This is a genomic window from Mucilaginibacter sp. KACC 22773, from assembly GCF_028736215.1.
Classification (GTDB): domain Bacteria; phylum Bacteroidota; class Bacteroidia; order Sphingobacteriales; family Sphingobacteriaceae; genus Mucilaginibacter.
In genome coordinates this window covers 4520765-4537330 of sequence record NZ_CP117883.1, presented here as the reverse complement: position 1 = coordinate 4537330, position 16566 = coordinate 4520765, and the positions used below count along the sequence as shown (strand labels likewise).

The following is a 16566-nucleotide window of genomic DNA, read 5'->3' as shown; positions in this document are numbered from 1 at the left end:
GGTCAAAGTTCTGAAATCTGTGTAATCTGAAGAATCTGCTTAATCCGAGTTCAGACTAATCACTAACCAGACAAGAATTTGTGAAATTCGAATCAATCCGCATCATTCGTGTTAAAAAATCATCTGCACATCTGAAATTTGAAATCTGCACATCTGCACTTTAATTTTTATCTTTACCCATCCAAAAGTTTTTAGCGAATAATGAGTGAAGATCTGAATCAAAACGAGATACCTGACAATAACGACGACAAATTACATAACGTTACCTCACTCGACGGGTTATACGAAAACTGGTTTCTTGATTATGCCTCCTATGTTATCCTTGACCGGGCCGTACCACACATCAATGATGGTTTAAAACCGGTACAACGCCGTATCCTGCATTCATTAAAGGAAATGGACGACGGGCGTTTTAACAAGGCCGCCAACGTAATTGGTAATACCATGAAGTATCACCCCCACGGTGATGCATCCATAGGCGATGCCATGGTACAAATAGGGCAAAAAAACCTGCTGATTGATTGCCAGGGCAACTGGGGTGACCCGGTAACCGGTGACTCGGCTGCAGCGCCACGTTATATCGAGGCCCGCTTATCCAAATTCGCGCTGGATGTGGTGTTTAATGCTGATACAACCATTTGGCAGGCCAGTTACGATGGGCGTAATAAAGAACCTATTACCCTGCCTGTAAAATTTCCTTTGCTGCTTGCCCAGGGCGCCGAAGGTATCGCGGTAGGTTTGGCTACCAAAATATTACCGCATAATTTTATCGAACTGATTGATGCATCCATTGCCGCCCTTAAAGGTATCAGGCCTAATTTATTGCCCGATTTCCCTACCGGAGGTATGGCCGATGCATCTGCCTATAACGAAGGGCAGCGCGGCGGTAAGATAAGGGTACGCGCCCGCATTGCCGAAAAGGATAAGAAAACGCTGGTGATATCCGAAATTCCGTTCAGCACTACTACCGGCGGGTTGATGGAAAGTATTGTGAATGCCAACGAAAAAGGCAAGATCAAGATCAAGAAGATTGAAGATAATACATCAAAGGATGTAGAGATTGTAGTGCACCTTGCACCGGGTATATCGCCCGATGTAACTATTGATGCATTATATGCCTTTACCGATTGCGAGGTATCGATATCGCCCAATACCTGCGTTATCCAATCGGATAAGCCACGCTTTATGAGCGTGAACGATATGCTTACCGAAAGCACGTTTTTTACCAAAGAGCTGCTAAAACAGGAGCTGGAGATCAGGCTGAAGGAATTGATGGAGAAAATTTTCTTCAGTTCGTTGCTTAAGATATTTATACAGGAGGGGATGTACAAACACCCCGACTATGAAACATCGGGTAATTTTGAAACGGTGCTGGAGGTATTGAACCGCTTGTTCGAGCCTTTCTTCCCGCAGTTTTACCGTACCATAATGCCCGATGATTATAAAAAGCTGATAGATAAACCTATGAGCAGCATCACCCGCTTTGACGTTAAAAAAGCGGATGAGCAGATGAAGGCCCTGGAAAATGAAATAAAACAGGTAAAACATCACCTGAAACACCTTACCGATTACACCATTGCCTGGTTTGAAAAGCTACGCGAAAAGTATGGTAAAGACAGGGGCCGTAAAACCGAACTGCGCACCTTTGATAAGGTAGAGGCTGCACAGGTGGCGTTGGCCAACATAAAATTGTATGTTAATAAAACCGACGGCTTTGTGGGCTCGGGCCTTAAGCGCGATGACTCGGTGGAGTATGTTGGCGATTGCTCGGATATCGACGAGATTATCGTTTTCCGCGCCGATGGCCGCTGCCTGATCACGAAAGTGCAGGACAAGGTTTTTGTGGGTAAAGACATCATCCACGTGGCAGTATTTAAAAAGAACGACGAGCGTACCGTTTACAACATGATATACAAGGATGGCGAAAGCGGCATTGCGTATATCAAACGGTTCTCGGTAGTAGGGGTAACCCGCGATAAGGAATACGACCTTACCAAGGGCACCAAAGGTACCAAAGTGTTGTATTTTACGGCCAACTCCAACGGTGAGGCCGAAATAGTAAATGTGCAGCTTAAGCCGCATTCCAAACTCAAGAAACTGCAGTTTGATGAAGACTTTGCTTCGATAGCTATTAAAGGCCGTGGATCGATGGGGAACATCATTACCAAATACCCGGTTAAAAAAATTGTGCTGAAATCAAAGGGCGTATCAACCCTGGCCGGCAGAAAGATTTGGTATGATGAGATCCTGAAACGCCTTAACGCCGATGGCCGCGGCAAATACCTGGGCGAGTTTGATGGCGACGACCGTATCCTGAACGTATTGAGTACCGGTGTATATGAGCTTACCAATTTTGATCTGAACAATCATTTTGATGATAAAATGATCCTGATTGAAAAGTACGATCCTAAAAAAGTTTTCTCGGCAATCCACCTTGATGGAAAATCCAAAAACTATATGGTTAAACGCTTCATGTTTGAAACCATAGCTATAGGTAAACAGGTAAGCATCATCAGCGATGAGCCCGGATCAAAGCTTATTTACATTGCCAAAGCAAACCAATTGGTAAAAATTGTACAGCTTAAAGGTAAAGAGCAAACACCCGAAACCATTGAGGTAAACCTTGCCGATCTGATAGATGTAAAAGGCATGAAGGCCATGGGCAACCGCCTGTCGCAATTACCTATAAAATCCGTTGAGTTAATAGCTACTGAGGAGGTTGTAGAAGAACCAGTTGAAGAGGACGGTAGCGACGAAGAAGATTTGGGTGAAACAAACATTGAGACTGATGAAACCGAACCAGAAACAGAGCCGGTGAAACCAGAAGCACCGGCAATGAAATCGGCCCCAAAACAGGTTGAATCTCCGAAAGAAGAATCACCCAAAACAGAAGCGGCAAAATCGCCGGAACCTGAAGTAAGGGAAGCCTCAAATGAATCATCAGATTCGCCCCCAAAACCGGTGCAAATCCAAACAAAGAAAATTGATTTCGAGATTACCAACCCGGATGATATTGATATAGACGACAAAGGCCAGTTAGGGCTGTTTTAAATTATTTAAGCCATCGGTTAACATGCAACCGGTGGCTTTTTTGGCAGTACTATATTACATTTTCCTTGTGGCCACATAAGCCACCAGGTATTGCGGTTCGGCCTTGGGACCCGCCTTAAGTACACCTTGTTCTGCACCGGCAATTACCTGGTTTAGCCGGGTGGCCACAATGCCCGGCACGGTGGCAAGTACATCGGGCGGCAGCAGGGCCGATATTACAGGGTAATATTTCTTTTCGATAACTGCTTTTTGTTTATCGGCGACTATGCTTACATTCCACAATTCGTCTTTGGCAAATCCGTATTCGCTGGCGCAATTGGTTAGTTCATATAAAAAATCCCTGGCCTGGGCCTCGGCAGATTTAGCGGCCATTATTTGGCTTTTTTGTTGGGTGTTATAATTTCTGGTTTGGCTTTGCTGGTTTTACCGGCCTGGTAATCAGACGGGGCTTTTTTACCTACCGGATTAGGCATGCTTTTTTTGTCTTTGCTCATGGTAGTATGGGTTTTATAACCTGCCGGATGTATTTCTGGCTGTGTGTAGTAATCAAAGATGAACTAATAAAACGATGTTTGCGCTATGTTGAAATAATAATTAAATAATTGCGGTATATTTACTTTTTGATTAAAAAACAACAAAACTAATTCGTAGTTGATGTGTTGTTTGGTTCAATAATAAAAGGTAAACTGCACTCATGAACGCTGAACAAGAAAAGACAAGATATAACGAAACCGAATTACTGGAATTTAAAACGCTGATACAGGGCAAAATTAAATCGGCCCGCGAAGAACTGCTCGATCTGACATCTTCAATCAGTAATCCCAACGCCAATGGCACCGATGATACGGCCAGTTCGCACAACACTTTAGAGGATGGATCGGCTACGCTGGAGAAAGAATCTATCAACCAACTGGCATCGCGCCAAAAGAAATTTATCGATCAGCTGGAAGCAGCCCTGGTACGTATAGAAAACCGTACTTACGGCATTTGCCGCGAAACAGGCAAGCTGATCCAGCGCGAACGTTTATTGGCCGTGCCGCACACTACGCTGAGCATGGCAGCCAAGCTGAAGCAGTAAGGTTGTAGTAAGTTATTTGAAAAATCAAAGCCCGGATGGATAAACATTCGGGCTTTATTTTTTAATACAGATTCTCCCGTTTGGTATCCATATAATTTTCGGATGTTTATTGAAATCAAATATTTTGACATCATTCCGGAATTGCCATATATTTATCAGCAAAGAAATCATTATCACAATACCTGCTTAATAGTTTGCCTTAACGTATAAAACAAACCTAACCTTACCCGATGAAAAAATGGCCAATAATTATTGTATGCTTTTCTTGTTTATTTATAGGCTCCATTTGGTATGCCGAATTTAAATATAAATTAGAATCGCTCGATTGGTTATTAACCAAATTGGCAGGTATGACGTTGATATCGGTAGCTTTAATTTTTGTAATTGTTACCAATAAGGAATCAACCGGGAGTAAAATTTTAAGGATATGTAATTTGCTTTTTTGGATGATATTTATGGGGTATAAAGATATATCCAAATACAACAATAATGTCCATCTGAATAAGTTTGGCTTAGTGTTTAATGATACCAGGCGGAGGTTGGGCGTACCCGAAATTCCAATTGATTGGAATGTAAAATACAAGTGGAACAGGTTTGTAGAATGGCAGGCGAAGGATACAACGATTGGGCACCAATCTAAAGAGATTTATATTGATTCAGTTTATAATGTTGATTTTGAAGATGATCGCTATAAACTTAAATCAATTGACAGCGTATCCAGGAGTATCTCTATTACTAGTCGATACGCGCGTGGTAAAATCAAAGACTCCATTTTTTATAATTTTAACCCGGGCGATAGCACCCGGTTAATTTCAAGGCAACAGGCCGACAGTGTCTTTGCTGCCGAAAAAATAAAAAAGGATTATCAGCGCTAAAGGGACCAGGTAGCTTCGAAGCATTATTCGCCATGCTTTTAATATTAATCGATATTTAACTTAGTTTTATAAACCATTAGCCTGATACCATCATGAAAATTATAGCATCAATATTAATAGCCCTGGTTGCCATTGAACACATTTACATTTTATGGATAGAAATGTTTGCCTGGACAACCAAAGGCCGCGCAACTTTTAAAACCTTCCCTGCCGAGTTGTTTGAGCCCACCAAAAATCTTGCAGCCAACCAGGGGCTTTACAACGGTTTTTTGGCCGCCGGGCTGATATGGTCGCTACTCATTGGCGATGCCGTATGGGCCAAAAATGTGGCCATGTTTTTTTTAGGCTGTGTAGTGGTAGCAGGCTTGTACGGCGGCTTTACCGCAGGTAAAGCTATTTTTGTAAAGCAAATGCTGCCCGCCGCTATAGCTTTATGTTCGGTGTTGATATGGATGTAGGTCAACCCCGCCTCCCTGCCTAATTACCAAATCTATTATATTGCCCCCGCTCCATCCTGATATCCAGGCGTTGCAGCATAGCTGGTAAATTGAACCCTTGTTGCTGATATTCGGACTGTACCAATTCTTTCGCGTTTTTTAGCGCTTCTTCACTGGCCCATACGGCTATGGTTATGCAAATAAAGTTGCCTTCATCGTCGGTACGTTCATAAGCTTCATCGTTAATAAAGCCGGGTAGTTGTTTAATAAATGAACGATTGATTTGCATGCGTTCGGTAAATTCCGCCTTTGCGTTTTGTGGCATTATAAAGCGGTCGATAAATATTTGTTCCATTTGATTTGTGTTATTAATTATGTTAAAAGGGTGCAGGCATAACCCTGCCTGTTCATGATATGGATAACCTGTGGCAGGTTAATTGCCTGCTGCGCCGATTCAATACGTAGTATCCGGTCGCAATCTTCCAGGTCGAAATTGATGCGGCAGTGCGGCAGATGTTGCGATAGCAGCCTAATCAGCGTAGCAGCTTCGCATTCCTGTACTACATCGGTTTTAAATATTTCAACCTGTGTGTTCATGCTCAGTAAGCAATTTCGACGGTCGACTTATAAGTTTCTTTATTAACAAGGTTGTTTACCATATAATGGCCTACATCCGCACGCGATACCCGGAGGCAGTTTTTTAAAAAACCGTTTACAGCTGTACGGTAATTAGCCGTTAATGGTTTGTCGGTTAACTGTGGCGGGCGAATAATTGTCCAGTCGGCGCTGCTGTCTTTTACGATAGATTCCATCCGTCGCAGGTCGGCATACATATGTTTAAGCAGCTTTTGAATTACATAACGGGCAACCAGGCGCACATACCAGGGAATCACGGGGCTTATTTCCACCGCCGAGGCCGAGATGCAAATGATGCGCTTAACACCATGCCGCTCCATTGCTTTTAAAATATTAGCGTTGCCCTGTGAGTAAAGCGTGGTAAGCTTATCGCTAAACAAACCGCCGCTTACACCTAATGCCGATAGCACAATTTGCTGGCCTTTTATTTCATCTGCAAAACTTTCAGGTTGCATGATATCGCCCTGTATAATATTAAGATTGGGATGCATTAACTGCAATTTAGCCGGATTACGTACCAGCGCGGTAACCCGGTGGCCGGCCTGCAAAGCCTGCTCCACCGCCTGGCGGCCAATGCCGCCATTAGCGCCTGCAATAAATATGTTCATATCAGTTAAATTTAAAAACGCTTAAAAAAATTATGAGTAAAAACAGCAGCAGCTGCAGCAGGTGAAAGGTTTTGATGTTGCTTTTGATGCGGGCAACTTCGGTAGTGAATACCAATCCTCCAGCTTCCAGCAACTTGCGAAGCTTTAAGCCTTGTCGCCGGCCTATAAGCAGGCTGTTCAGGATTACCAGTATCACCAACCCAAACTTAATCCGGAACCAGAGTTGCTCGCCAAAAACGCCGTGGGTTATAGCCATCATGCCTATACCGCTGGTAATAAGTACGGCGGCACCAATGCCGGCTACCCGTGGCAGCATGGCCATCATGTTCAATAAAGCTTCGGGACGGTTGCCCTGGCCGGCAAACTTCCAAAACGATGAGTAAGCCAGGTAATCAACCAATGTGGTACCGGCCATTAATACTAATGCTGTTAAATGCAGCACCAGAAAAGTGGGTAAGAGATAAGTGATTTGCATATTTTAAACTTTTTGGTAGTAAATAATATACAATATTATACCATATGGTAGTATGTAGCAAATAACTTTTGTCATTTTTTTATAATTTTGCTTCCAAATGGTAGTAAATCAAACAGTAGAATTGGTGAAGCGCTGGGGCGCTTACGAAGCGCAGCATCCCGGCGCCAGTATTGAAGATTTTTGCCGGTACCAGCTGGCGCAAAATGTTAAGCCCGAAAGTTATGGAACACGCAAAGAAGGCGACCTGCGACCCGACCTGAACGGCCAGCTGGTGATCCTGTTGCGCCGGATTGGTAAATTCCATATCGCTTATTCAAACAAAGCGCTTGAGGGCACCGGGCTTGACCAGATGGAAGAATTTGGGATACTGGTAACTATTTATAACCAAAAGAATCCCATCAAATCAGAAGCCATATACAATAACATTATGGAATTATCCAGCGGCAGTAATATGCTGATCAGGCTAAAAAAACGGGGTTTGGTGAGCGAGTACGACGATGAGCAGGACAAACGGGTAAAACGCCTTAAACTAACCACCAAAGGCGAGGCCACTTTATTAACTGCCAAAGAAGTTGTGCTGAAGGTGGCCCGAATGATGGTTAATGAACTGACCGACGAGCAAAAGCGGTTATGCATCCAACTGCTTAGCCCGATTGACCGCCGTTTTTCGGGGCTGTTTCAGAAACAACGCGCCAAGCCGTTTGATGAAATTTATCTGGAAAATATAGGGTAAGCCATATTTATTGAACAGACTTTTGAAAAGCCCCCGCTTTTAAACAAGCTCTGCTTCCCGGACTTTCTTGCAATAATCTGCGTTTGTTTTTTGTGGACCAGGTACGGCTGCTGTTGGGTATTGTGTGGTTATGAGGCTGCCTTTTGCCGCCGCGCCAATTACAATGGCTGCGGATACCAGCACAATGTTTTTAATAATGTATTGACCCAGCAAAGTGGGAATAAATACAGATGCGCCAAAGGTTTCATGAGGGAAGAAAAATAAAGGCAAAAATGTGCCTGCCATTTGAAAATAGAGCAATAACAGCGTAAGGCGCAGCCATTTTTTAAACACCAGGCCAAAGCCAATAGTACACTCCCACATGGCAAGTAATGGTAACGAAACCTGGGGTTTAACCAGCCCAAATGTTAGCGTGTAAATGGTTTTACCGGCAAGGCCCTCGGCAGGGCTTACACCCGGGAAAAATTTAAGCAGGCCGAACCAGATAAATACCAACCCTAAGGATATTCGTAATATATTTAGGCCATTTTGAGCTTTCCATGCTGTTAATTTCTTCTCCTGCGATGCTATCAAACTAATTACCCGGTTATTTCTCATTATTCTTTAAGCGATATTTACCCTAATGCGGTTGATAAAGATGCAAATAAACTAAAACAAAAAGCGGGCAGATTTTAAAAATTAAAAAGGAATTTTGCCTACCCTTTTTAAGTAAAGTTTTAAGAACGCAGCAGTCGTAACTGGTAAATAATGGGATATGTTGCTTAACTTAGCTTTATCGGCTTTTTAACCACCAATTAGCTATAACACCTTATGGATTTCGTAGCCTATCAGCAACTTTTTCAGCATATTTTAACAGATATCAATCCCCGGTCCCCTTATGATGATCCGCATTACCTGAATTATACCCGGTTAAACTGGTCGCGGCAGGAGCGTTGGCTAAAAGTGGGGGTGTTGAATGAAGAATTAACTGCATTGATAACGGGTATCAAAACCAAACAGAACTGGACTATTATCACCGAGCCCTGGTGCGGCGATGCATCCCATAGTTTGCCATTTATACACAGGTTATCGGAATTGAACCCACTGATTAAAGTTGATTATCAATTAAGGGATAGCGAGCCATTTTTAATAAACAGTTACCTCACCAGGGGCAGCAAATCAATACCCAAACTGATAATTGCCAATAGCTACCATCAAGACCTTGCCACCTGGGGCCCACGGCCGGCCGGTTGCCAGCTGTTATATGAGCAGCTTGTAAAAGACCATGTAGTTATGGAGCAGCAAAAGATAGCCTTGCAGCAATGGTATAATGCTGATAAAGGCGTGAGTTTACAGCAGGAACTGGTTGCTATTTTTAAAGCGATTGGGCAATGATTTTATATCGCATGGCGCAGACGACTTATCCAGGCTACGCTACGCTGAATCTCTCTCCGGCTGAAGCCGCATAGAGGGTGAAGCTTATTTTTTGCTTTCTTACCTTTTTCTTTTGCCCCCTCTATGCGACGCAGTCGGAGAGAGGGGAAGACGGGCGTAGCCTCGTCGGGGTGAGTCGTAGCCGGCGTTCAAAGCCAATGTTTTTGTAAAATCAAATACATCCTGAACAAAAACTCAACTCAATAACCCACCCGTAAACGATACCTTGATCTTTGACTGAAAGTTTTCGATGATCTTGAAAATTTCCTTTAATGTAACGCGTTCAATTTTTGAAAGCTGCGAGATGTCAATGTAATTATCAGGTTCGGTATGATCCTGGATAATCTGTTCGGTTTGTTTTTTTAGGCGCAGGTTCATCAGGAAGTAGTAGGATTGGATCAGTTCATGGTATTCTGATTCGGAGAAAATTCCTTTTGCTTTAAGCGCTTTCATGCGCTCGCCGGTGTTTACTTCAAAAATGCGGTTCTTAAGGGCGTAAACTCGTACCAGGTCAACAATGGGGCTCATTGTCCTTTTGATATCAAATACCTCACGGCTATCTTTTTTAAACGTGCGAATGGTGTTAAAAAACGTTAATGGCGGCTCGTATTGCAAGGCATTTTTGGCCATATGGAAAAATAGCTTTTCTAAAGGCTGTTGCAGCCGTTCGTCTAAAAACTGGTGCAGTTCGTTCATAATGGCGCTTTCGCCATAAATGGTGCGGCAATCAAAAAAGGTAGAAAAATTGATCACCGTTTCGGGGATAGATTCGTCCATCCAGTACTCATAATTGCGTTTCCAGTGCGATAGGGAGTGCGTCCATTTAGGGTTTTGGGCCATAAAATCGCCCGTGCAGTATACAAAGCCAATGTTGTTTAAATCGTTGGATACCCGGGTTGCCAGGTCAAGAAAATAAGCCCGTACCTCTTCGCGGTGCTCATTGGCTTTATCTTCATAAATAATGGCGTTGTCCTGGTCGGTTTTAAAGGTTTGTTCTTTACGGCCCTCGCTGCCCAGCACCATAAAAACGAATTTGGCGGGAGGCGGCCCAATTTGGTCAATTACACTTTCAATTACTTTTTGCGCAATAGTATCGGCAACGGTAGTAATTATCTGGTTCACAATCTCGGCGTTTACACCACGGCCAAGTAGTTGGGTCACAAACTGCGGTACGCTTTGCCACTTACGTTTCAGCTCATCTGTTGATAGCGCCAGCTTAACCGATTGTATAAACACCAGCGGCGATTGCGCCTGCTCGCTCAACAACTTATTGCGGCTGATAAAGCCCACATATCCCCCGGCCTTTTGGATCAGGATGTACCGGGTTTTGGTCTGGAACATCATCAGTAGCGCCTCGTAAACAAAGGCATCCGCGCTGATGCTCACTATAGGCGTATCCATAACCGGGCTTACGGCACCGGCAGTATCATATTGCCGGGCTATCACCTTATCGCGCAGCGTAATATCAGTTACGTAGCCAATAATCTTTTGCTCATCATCCAATATAAAAAGGCAGCTGGTTTTTTGGGCAGCCATAAGCTGTGCTGCTTTAAATATGGGCGTTTGCTCATGGCAGCCTACTACGGGCCGGTATTCTATACTTTCTACGCGGCGCGAGTATAATTGCTCAGATGCGATATAGCTTTCGGCAAAGGAGGCTGGTTGCTTAAAAAAATGCACAAACTCCTCGTTTTGCATCCGCTTGCCAAACTCGGCTGTAAAATGCAAAAAGAAATCTTCGTAAGTTTTGCACAGCAGCCGAAAATCCCTGCGGTGCAAAAAATACACCAGCGTTCCCTTTTTGGCAACAACCGTACGTAACGACCGCCGTCTGTTAAGCAATACCGAAACGCCGCCGTAGCAAAAACCGGGCTGGTGGTTTTCTATCAAGCGCTTATTGCCGGCGCTATCGTAAAAAAACGATTCATAGCTGCCCTTTACAATAATATCAACCCCCTTCATCATGGTTATATCCTGCTGGTAAATCACCGCGTCTTTTTGGTAGCTGATTTCCTGTAACTGCTCGGCTACGCCTTGCAGCACATCGGGAGGCAGGGCGTTAAAAGGCGTAGTAGTTCTCAGGAATTCCAGTCGGTTGTTCATAAGCTGTAAATGATGATGGCTGCCAACAATATAAGCATTAACGCGGGCAATAAGCAGCCTTTTTGCTTTTGGGCTGGATCGCGCTGTTGTTCAAAATCCAGGTTTTGCTGCCTGATGCTTTTATCCGGGATTTCGCCACGGTTGCGTAACTCAAAAAAGCAAGCGGCGGTAGCCTGGGCATCATGCAGGGCGTTGTGCTGGTGCTGCAAGTCGGTGTTAAACAACATGTAGTACAGCTCTTCTAACCTTAAATGTCGCGTAAGCGAGCTGTGCACCAGGTGCGTGGTAGCTGCCATGGTACAAAAAACAGGCAGTGTATTCAACGGGTTTTCCATGGCCGACCGGTAAAACGCCGCCCCCAGCAGGTAATAATCCAGGCGTATAAAATGGCCTGTTACCATAGGTTGGTATTGTTGCAAATCGGCGGTCAGCAATTGCAGTACTTCGGTTAGCGGTTTGCCGTTTATAGCCAAAAACTCCGGGGTAAGGCCGTGAATAGCCAGGGCGGCAGGTGTAATATGGATGCCTTCGCTGCCTATGTAGTGGTTCTGTTGCTTAATCAGCGTGTGGTGCCTGTCGTAAATAAGCCATGACACCTGCAGGGCGTGGGGCCAATTCTCGTCGGCGCTGTAAGGCAGGTCCCATTTAAGCGGGAGGCCCGATGCTTCTGTATCGATAAATAAAAAGTAGTCGTTCAAGGTATTTGCCGATGCTGTTTGCGCGGGCATTCAAAAGTAATTAATTCTGCCAGAAGTTGATGGGGATTAAACGGGCGCAGGGAAATTTCTAACAGCGGTATGTGTTGATAAAATACAGCACTTTACTTTGTTATTTCTCTTTTGGAAGAAAGTGCACAGAAATTAAACAAACTAATGCACTTAGCAGTAGCGTTGTTAAAATAAAAGTTATCAATGGTGTTAAGTGGTTGGTAGCTATAAAGTTATAAAAAACAGCTTCCGATTCAAAATATTTTTAAAAAAAAGTCGTTATAAAAGGTTTTCGTACGGCGTGTGCGGGCAGTTATCGTAAAACCTTGTCCTTAGCTTCTCTTTCAAATAAATTTCCAAAATTCCCATCCTGCCATCCTTGTAAATATCCTCCAGGCTTAGCGTATGTTTTTGGCTTTCAAGCTCAATAATCAGCGAGGGTACAGCTATGTAAATGCAATATAAGCCCAGTAGCAACGGCAAAACCGGGAGCACTATCGATTCTGTATATATTGGGATTGATTTTTCTTTTTTTACTTTCGCCAAAAAATATTCGGAATGAAAGAGCAGCTACTTGAGTTAATAATGGCATCCCAAAAAGGATTGCTGGCATTTAATGAAGTTATAAAATTGATTGACACGCATTACAACCATCAGCCAACCGCTTTTAAAAATGGCGATGTATATAATCAGGCCACGCAAAACCAGGGGAGCGCCAGGGTTTTTACCTGTGCCAAACTTAATAAGTTAAGCGCAGCACATACACTCTGGTTATTTGCCGAACATTATCAATCGGTATTAGCCAACCCGGATGCAACAGACCATCAAAATATAAGGCAGTTTATGACTTATGGCTGGGACGGGATGGTTTTTGAGGGTGAGGCTTTGAGCGCGAAATAGTAGGCGCGAAAAACGAAATTTAGCGCGGCAGGCAAAAACGTTACCACTTATAATTTACCAATTGCGAACAAATAGATAAATCCTCCGTATTAATGCTTACCAGCTATAATTGTTAAACCAAATGGTTTGTAATTTATACCATGCCCAAACTTACTTCGCATCCTGTTTTAAAAAAAATAAATGGTTTTTGGACTAATTTAATAGGCAGTCCGTCGGCATTCCCGTTAGAAAGCAGGATTTTCCATTCCATCAGTATAAGCCTGATTATACTAACCAGCTTTTATATTCCATATAATTTTTTTGCCGGGCTTTACATAGGTTCATTTTCGGCCTTTGTACTTTGGGCGTTTTTCGGTTACCAGTATTACCATTCCCGGTTTAACGGGCACAATCATAATAATATTTTGTTTGGGTTAGCCGGAATCGGTATTTTTTCCTTAAACTACTTTGCAAACTCGGGCATCGATGGCTCTACCGATTTGATTTGGCCCGTTTATTTATTACTGCTGCTTGCAATTTCGCCTTACCGGCAGCATATAGTATGGTTAGTTGCTTATCTCATGTGCTTTTTAATTGTGCACGCAGTAGCTTATTACTACCCTTTTTTAGTAAAGTATCCTTTTACTGCCGGTAAAGGCCAGTTTATAGATAGGATTACGGTATTCCCTATCCCGGTGATTACTATTTATGTTATAATCAAATACATCAGGAGAAGCTACGATAACGAAAAGCGTATATCCGAAGAAAAAGCGGCTACTGTAGAACTACGTAACCAACAAATACTGCTTCAAAAAGACCAGCTGGAGCAAAGCAGCGCCGAGAAAACCAAGTTAATGTCTATCATATCGCATGATATGCGTGCGCCGCTCATTAACATACAAAGCTACCTGGGGTTGCTGAACGAAAATGAACTGGAAAGCCATGAACGGCCTGCGCTGGAAAAAGAGCTGCTTAATGCTACTAATAATACCATGCAAATGCTTACCAATTTGTTGTATTGGTCAAAATCACAAATGGAGGGGCCTTTGGTTAACCTGGTGTCCATAAACCTGCTTTCGGTATTGCAAAATACCCTTGAAATGGAGAAAATGCAGGCCTCTACAAAAGATATCGTTTTAAACTACCGCATTGACGATAACATAACAGCTATTGCCGATGTGGATATGCTGCAACTGGTAGTGCGCAACCTCATCAGCAATGCCATTAAATTTACCCCGCATGGGGGCATTATTAATATAGATGCCCAACTGGTACTTAACGAATGTAAAATAACGGTTAGCGACAATGGGAAAGGCATAGCACCTGATAAACAGCAAAAGATATTTTCCATAAACACCGAACCCGGTTTTGGTACCAACAACGAACGAGGTGTTGGCCTTGGCCTGCTGTTATGCAAAGAATTTATTGAGCGCCAGGGCGGCCGGATAGGCTTTGACAGCACCTTTGGCCAGGGCTCCAGCTTTTTTATTTTTATACCGGCAGCTGTTGGAGTGTGATTAATGCGCCATTGTTGCTGTTGTCGCCAACGACTTTTTCCGGAAGCAAATTCGCTAAATGCATCATCAAAGCAATTCTTTATTGACAATAATTGGCCTGTTGGTGACAACACACAACAGGGGGCCATTAGTAACACTAATGAAGCGCTGTGTACGCAGCAACTGATAATTTTTTTGTTTTTATATTTATATTCTTAAATTTCATACATTCGTTATCAACTTCTTTAAAATGACCACCCTAAAGCACTTTTCGGACAACGAATTGGTTGACTTATTTAAGTCGGGGGATCAGGCTGCTTATGTAGAAATATACGATAGGTACACACTCACTTTATTTAATCATGCCTATAATAAAACACGAGACAGAGAAGAGGCCAAAGATGTTGTTCAGGAAGTTTTCACAACCTTGTGGGCTAAACGCGACCAAATTAATTGCCATTCTAATCTTTCGGGTTATTTATATACGTCATTACGTAACAATATTTTGAACAGAATTGCTCGGCAATCAATACTTGAAAAATATACCACGTCTTTAATACAATTTATTCAAACCGAAGCAAGCCAGATCATCACCGATCACCTGGTCCGTGAACACGAACTTGCTACGCTTATCGAAAAAGAGATTGCCGCTCTTCCGCCAAAAATGCGGCAGGTATTTGAACTTAGCCGCAAACAACATCTCTCACATAAACAAATCGCAGAGCAACTGGATATTTCCGAGCAAACCGTAAGTAAGCATGTTACCAACGCCTTAAAAACATTAAGGGTTCGCCTCGGTTTTTTTATCTATCTATTGATGCTTTTTCGGCTCTTGTAAAATATTTTATTTTTATTTACCTGTACGGTACGCGTTGTTTGTCTTACTAAAATAAAGGGAAATAAATAGTAGTATGAACGATCAGGAGCTCAGGGATTTATTACATAAATACGGAAACGATACGGCAACTGATGATGAGAAATCGCTGATTGAAAGCTGGTATTTGCATCATCAGGAATCGGAATTGCCCGATTATACACTTGATGAGCGCCTTCAGGATGCTGCAGCCGTTCGTGAAAACCTGAAAAGTCAATTCAGGATAGGCAGGGTGATATCACTTCCGCTTCGGATAAGTGCGGCCGCATGTGTTTTAATATTATTGAGCCTGGGCGGTTTTTATCTTATTAGAAATAATGTTACTAAAAACGAACTTACTGCAACTACACACCACGATATTCCGCCGGGGCAAAATAAGGCCGTATTAGCCCTTGCCAACGGGCAAAAGATTTACATAACCGGTATAAAAAAAGGGATTATTTACCGGCAAGGCGCACTGCAGGTAACCCGTAATAAAAACGGAGTGCTTGCCTACACCCTAAACAAAAGCTTGATTGCTCCCGGGAATGCAGATAACCAGGGCACAATAAGATACAACACCCTTTCTACACCTCGTGGCGGCCAGTCGTCGATAACTTTAGCAGACGGAACAGTGGCATACCTTGATGCCCAGTCATCTGTCAGGTTTCCGGTTGATTTTTCTAAATCTAAAGAAAGGCGGGTTGAAGTAACCGGGCAGGTATACTTTGATGTAAGGCACAATGCTTCAAAACCTTTTAGGGTAGATGTAAAAGGTCAAACCATTGAAGATATCGGTACTGTATTTAACATCAACGCTTACGATGACGAGCCGGCTATAAAAACCACATTGATTAGCGGCGGTATAAAAATAACAAGAGGAAATTCAATGGCTACGTTGCGGCCTGGTCAACAGGGAATAACTGTTTCTGATAAAACCAATATCCTGGTAAAAGAAACAGATACCGAAGAAGTTACCGCCTGGAAAAATGGCTACTTCCTTTTTAATAACGAGAAGCTGGAAAGCATAATGCGGAAGATATCGCGGTGGTATGATGTTGATATTGTTTATCCGCAAGATAAGAATACCAATGTTGAATACTGGGGCAGCATCACCAGGTATGATAACGTATCTAAAGTTTTAAAGATGCTGGAAATAACCGGCGATGTAAAATTCAGGATTGAAGGAAAGAAGATTTTTATAGAAAAAAAATAACTGACT

The 16566-nt window shown here is 43.0% G+C and carries 20 protein-coding genes; 10 read left to right on the top strand and 10 right to left on the bottom strand.

What is annotated here, in order from left to right; translation table 11 throughout:
* The first annotated feature begins 201 nt into the window (after window positions 1–201).
* On the top strand, window positions 202–3051 hold the full coding sequence (locus PQ469_RS18425) for a DNA gyrase/topoisomerase IV subunit A (protein ID WP_274208998.1): 2850 nt from the start codon (window positions 202–204) through the stop codon (window positions 3049–3051).
* Window positions 3052–3105: 54 nt separating this feature from the next.
* Here PQ469_RS18425 and PQ469_RS18420 read toward each other — a convergent pair whose 3' ends face one another.
* Both PQ469_RS18420 and PQ469_RS18415 read right to left on the bottom strand, forming a co-directional pair.
* The gene (locus tag PQ469_RS18420; RefSeq protein WP_274208997.1) at window positions 3106–3423 is read right to left on the bottom strand and encodes a hypothetical protein; all 318 of its coding nucleotides are present in this window, start codon (window positions 3421–3423) and stop codon (window positions 3106–3108) included.
* Window positions 3423–3545, bottom strand: coding sequence for a hypothetical protein (locus PQ469_RS18415; RefSeq protein ID WP_262713487.1), 123 nt, complete (start codon window positions 3543–3545; stop codon window positions 3423–3425). Before PQ469_RS18415 ends, PQ469_RS18420 begins: the two co-directional genes overlap by 1 nt.
* A 200-nt stretch (window positions 3546–3745) precedes the next feature.
* Between PQ469_RS18415 and PQ469_RS18410 the strand changes: the two genes are divergently transcribed.
* The 3 genes from PQ469_RS18410 to PQ469_RS18400 all read left to right on the top strand — a co-directional run bounded on the left by PQ469_RS18410 (window position 3746) and on the right by PQ469_RS18400 (window position 5462).
* A complete protein-coding gene (locus PQ469_RS18410) occupies window positions 3746–4129 on the top strand; it encodes a TraR/DksA family transcriptional regulator (RefSeq protein WP_090645387.1) in 384 nt (127 codons plus the stop codon).
* Between the two features lie 230 nt (window positions 4130–4359).
* Window positions 4360–5004: a hypothetical protein gene (locus PQ469_RS18405; protein WP_274208996.1), complete on the top strand. Its 645-nt coding sequence runs from the start codon at window positions 4360–4362 to the stop codon at window positions 5002–5004.
* A gap of 92 nt (window positions 5005–5096) precedes the next feature.
* Window positions 5097–5462 carry a DUF1304 domain-containing protein gene (locus PQ469_RS18400; RefSeq protein ID WP_274208995.1) on the top strand — a complete coding sequence of 122 codons (366 nt, stop codon included), beginning with the start codon at window positions 5097–5099 and terminating at the stop codon, window positions 5460–5462.
* A gap of 19 nt (window positions 5463–5481) precedes the next feature.
* Here the strand turns inward: PQ469_RS18400 and PQ469_RS18395 are convergent, their stop codons facing one another.
* Genes PQ469_RS18395 through PQ469_RS18380 form a run of 4 tightly spaced genes read right to left on the bottom strand, consistent with a single transcriptional unit; the run spans window position 5482 to window position 7160 of the window.
* On the bottom strand, window positions 5482–5796 hold the full coding sequence (locus PQ469_RS18395) for an antibiotic biosynthesis monooxygenase family protein (protein WP_274208994.1): 315 nt from the start codon (window positions 5794–5796) through the stop codon (window positions 5482–5484).
* Window positions 5797–5813: 17 nt separating this feature from the next.
* A complete protein-coding gene (locus PQ469_RS18390) occupies window positions 5814–6038 on the bottom strand; it encodes a hypothetical protein (protein ID WP_090645398.1) in 225 nt (74 codons plus the stop codon).
* 2 nt (window positions 6039–6040) lie between these two features.
* Window positions 6041–6685: an NAD(P)-dependent oxidoreductase gene (locus PQ469_RS18385; RefSeq protein ID WP_274208993.1), complete on the bottom strand. Its 645-nt coding sequence runs from the start codon at window positions 6683–6685 to the stop codon at window positions 6041–6043.
* 1 nt (window position 6686) lies between these two features.
* Window positions 6687–7160: a hypothetical protein gene (locus PQ469_RS18380; protein ID WP_274208992.1), complete on the bottom strand. Its 474-nt coding sequence runs from the start codon at window positions 7158–7160 to the stop codon at window positions 6687–6689.
* Between the two features lie 97 nt (window positions 7161–7257).
* Here PQ469_RS18380 and PQ469_RS18375 point away from each other — a divergent pair, with 97 nt between their 5' ends.
* The gene (locus tag PQ469_RS18375) at window positions 7258–7893 is read left to right on the top strand and encodes a MarR family winged helix-turn-helix transcriptional regulator (protein WP_090645407.1); all 636 of its coding nucleotides are present in this window, start codon (window positions 7258–7260) and stop codon (window positions 7891–7893) included.
* 39 nt (window positions 7894–7932) lie between these two features.
* Here the strand turns inward: PQ469_RS18375 and PQ469_RS18370 are convergent, their stop codons facing one another.
* A complete protein-coding gene (locus tag PQ469_RS18370) occupies window positions 7933–8490 on the bottom strand; it encodes a DoxX family membrane protein (RefSeq protein ID WP_274208991.1) in 558 nt (185 codons plus the stop codon).
* A 213-nt stretch (window positions 8491–8703) separates the two neighbouring features.
* On the opposite strand from PQ469_RS18370, the gene PQ469_RS18365 reads away from it, so the two are divergent.
* Window positions 8704–9267, top strand: coding sequence for a thioredoxin family protein (locus PQ469_RS18365; protein ID WP_274208990.1), 564 nt, complete (start codon window positions 8704–8706; stop codon window positions 9265–9267).
* Between the two features lie 234 nt (window positions 9268–9501).
* On the opposite strand, the gene PQ469_RS18360 is transcribed toward PQ469_RS18365, so the two are convergent.
* The 3 genes from PQ469_RS18360 to PQ469_RS18350 all read right to left on the bottom strand — a co-directional run bounded on the left by PQ469_RS18360 (window position 9502) and on the right by PQ469_RS18350 (window position 12662).
* Entirely contained in the window at window positions 9502–11409 is a 1908-nt protein-coding gene (locus PQ469_RS18360) for a DUF294 nucleotidyltransferase-like domain-containing protein (protein WP_274208989.1), read from the bottom strand.
* A complete protein-coding gene (locus PQ469_RS18355; RefSeq protein WP_274208988.1) occupies window positions 11406–12137 on the bottom strand; it encodes a 3'-5' exonuclease in 732 nt (243 codons plus the stop codon). The genes PQ469_RS18360 and PQ469_RS18355 overlap by 4 nt, the downstream gene beginning before the upstream one ends.
* Window positions 12138–12395: 258 nt before the next feature.
* On the bottom strand, window positions 12396–12662 hold the full coding sequence (locus PQ469_RS18350) for a hypothetical protein (RefSeq protein WP_274208987.1): 267 nt from the start codon (window positions 12660–12662) through the stop codon (window positions 12396–12398).
* Window positions 12663–12674: 12 nt separating this feature from the next.
* Between PQ469_RS18350 and PQ469_RS18345 the strand changes: the two genes are divergently transcribed.
* The 4 genes from PQ469_RS18345 to PQ469_RS18330 all read left to right on the top strand — a co-directional run bounded on the left by PQ469_RS18345 (window position 12675) and on the right by PQ469_RS18330 (window position 16560).
* Window positions 12675–13016 carry a HopJ type III effector protein gene (locus PQ469_RS18345; protein ID WP_274208986.1) on the top strand — a complete coding sequence of 114 codons (342 nt, stop codon included), beginning with the start codon at window positions 12675–12677 and terminating at the stop codon, window positions 13014–13016.
* Window positions 13017–13156: 140 nt separating this feature from the next.
* Window positions 13157–14512, top strand: a complete 1356-nt coding sequence (locus tag PQ469_RS18340; RefSeq protein WP_274208985.1) for a sensor histidine kinase — start codon at window positions 13157–13159, stop codon at window positions 14510–14512.
* Window positions 14513–14741: 229 nt separating this feature from the next.
* Window positions 14742–15329, top strand: coding sequence for an RNA polymerase sigma factor (locus PQ469_RS18335; RefSeq protein ID WP_090645434.1), 588 nt, complete (start codon window positions 14742–14744; stop codon window positions 15327–15329).
* 73 nt (window positions 15330–15402) lie between these two features.
* Window positions 15403–16560: a FecR family protein gene (locus tag PQ469_RS18330; RefSeq protein ID WP_274208984.1), complete on the top strand. Its 1158-nt coding sequence runs from the start codon at window positions 15403–15405 to the stop codon at window positions 16558–16560.
* Window positions 16561–16566: the final 6 nt, after the last annotated feature.

Excerpts from the sequence above, each read along its gene's own strand:
- PQ469_RS18425 (WP_274208998.1), top strand. The coding sequence starts at position 202 with ATGAGTGAAGATCTGAATCAAAACGAGATACCTGACAATAACGACGAC.
- PQ469_RS18420 (WP_274208997.1), bottom strand. The coding sequence starts at position 3,423 with ATGGCCGCTAAATCTGCCGAGGCCCAGGCCAGGGATTTTTTATATGAA.
- PQ469_RS18415 (WP_262713487.1), bottom strand. The coding sequence starts at position 3,545 with ATGAGCAAAGACAAAAAAAGCATGCCTAATCCGGTAGGTAAAAAAGCC.
- PQ469_RS18410 (WP_090645387.1), top strand. The coding sequence starts at position 3,746 with ATGAACGCTGAACAAGAAAAGACAAGATATAACGAAACCGAATTACTG.
- PQ469_RS18405 (WP_274208996.1), top strand. The coding sequence starts at position 4,360 with ATGAAAAAATGGCCAATAATTATTGTATGCTTTTCTTGTTTATTTATA.
- PQ469_RS18400 (WP_274208995.1), top strand. The coding sequence starts at position 5,097 with ATGAAAATTATAGCATCAATATTAATAGCCCTGGTTGCCATTGAACAC.
- PQ469_RS18395 (WP_274208994.1), bottom strand. The coding sequence starts at position 5,796 with ATGGAACAAATATTTATCGACCGCTTTATAATGCCACAAAACGCAAAG.
- PQ469_RS18390 (WP_090645398.1), bottom strand. The coding sequence starts at position 6,038 with ATGAACACACAGGTTGAAATATTTAAAACCGATGTAGTACAGGAATGC.
- PQ469_RS18385 (WP_274208993.1), bottom strand. The coding sequence starts at position 6,685 with ATGAACATATTTATTGCAGGCGCTAATGGCGGCATTGGCCGCCAGGCG.
- PQ469_RS18380 (WP_274208992.1), bottom strand. The coding sequence starts at position 7,160 with ATGCAAATCACTTATCTCTTACCCACTTTTCTGGTGCTGCATTTAACA.
- PQ469_RS18375 (WP_090645407.1), top strand. The coding sequence starts at position 7,258 with ATGGTAGTAAATCAAACAGTAGAATTGGTGAAGCGCTGGGGCGCTTAC.
- PQ469_RS18370 (WP_274208991.1), bottom strand. The coding sequence starts at position 8,490 with ATGAGAAATAACCGGGTAATTAGTTTGATAGCATCGCAGGAGAAGAAA.
- PQ469_RS18365 (WP_274208990.1), top strand. The coding sequence starts at position 8,704 with ATGGATTTCGTAGCCTATCAGCAACTTTTTCAGCATATTTTAACAGAT.
- PQ469_RS18360 (WP_274208989.1), bottom strand. The coding sequence starts at position 11,409 with ATGAACAACCGACTGGAATTCCTGAGAACTACTACGCCTTTTAACGCC.
- PQ469_RS18355 (WP_274208988.1), bottom strand. The coding sequence starts at position 12,137 with ATGCCCGCGCAAACAGCATCGGCAAATACCTTGAACGACTACTTTTTA.
- PQ469_RS18345 (WP_274208986.1), top strand. The coding sequence starts at position 12,675 with ATGAAAGAGCAGCTACTTGAGTTAATAATGGCATCCCAAAAAGGATTG.
- PQ469_RS18340 (WP_274208985.1), top strand. The coding sequence starts at position 13,157 with ATGCCCAAACTTACTTCGCATCCTGTTTTAAAAAAAATAAATGGTTTT.
- PQ469_RS18335 (WP_090645434.1), top strand. The coding sequence starts at position 14,742 with ATGACCACCCTAAAGCACTTTTCGGACAACGAATTGGTTGACTTATTT.
- PQ469_RS18330 (WP_274208984.1), top strand. The coding sequence starts at position 15,403 with ATGAACGATCAGGAGCTCAGGGATTTATTACATAAATACGGAAACGAT.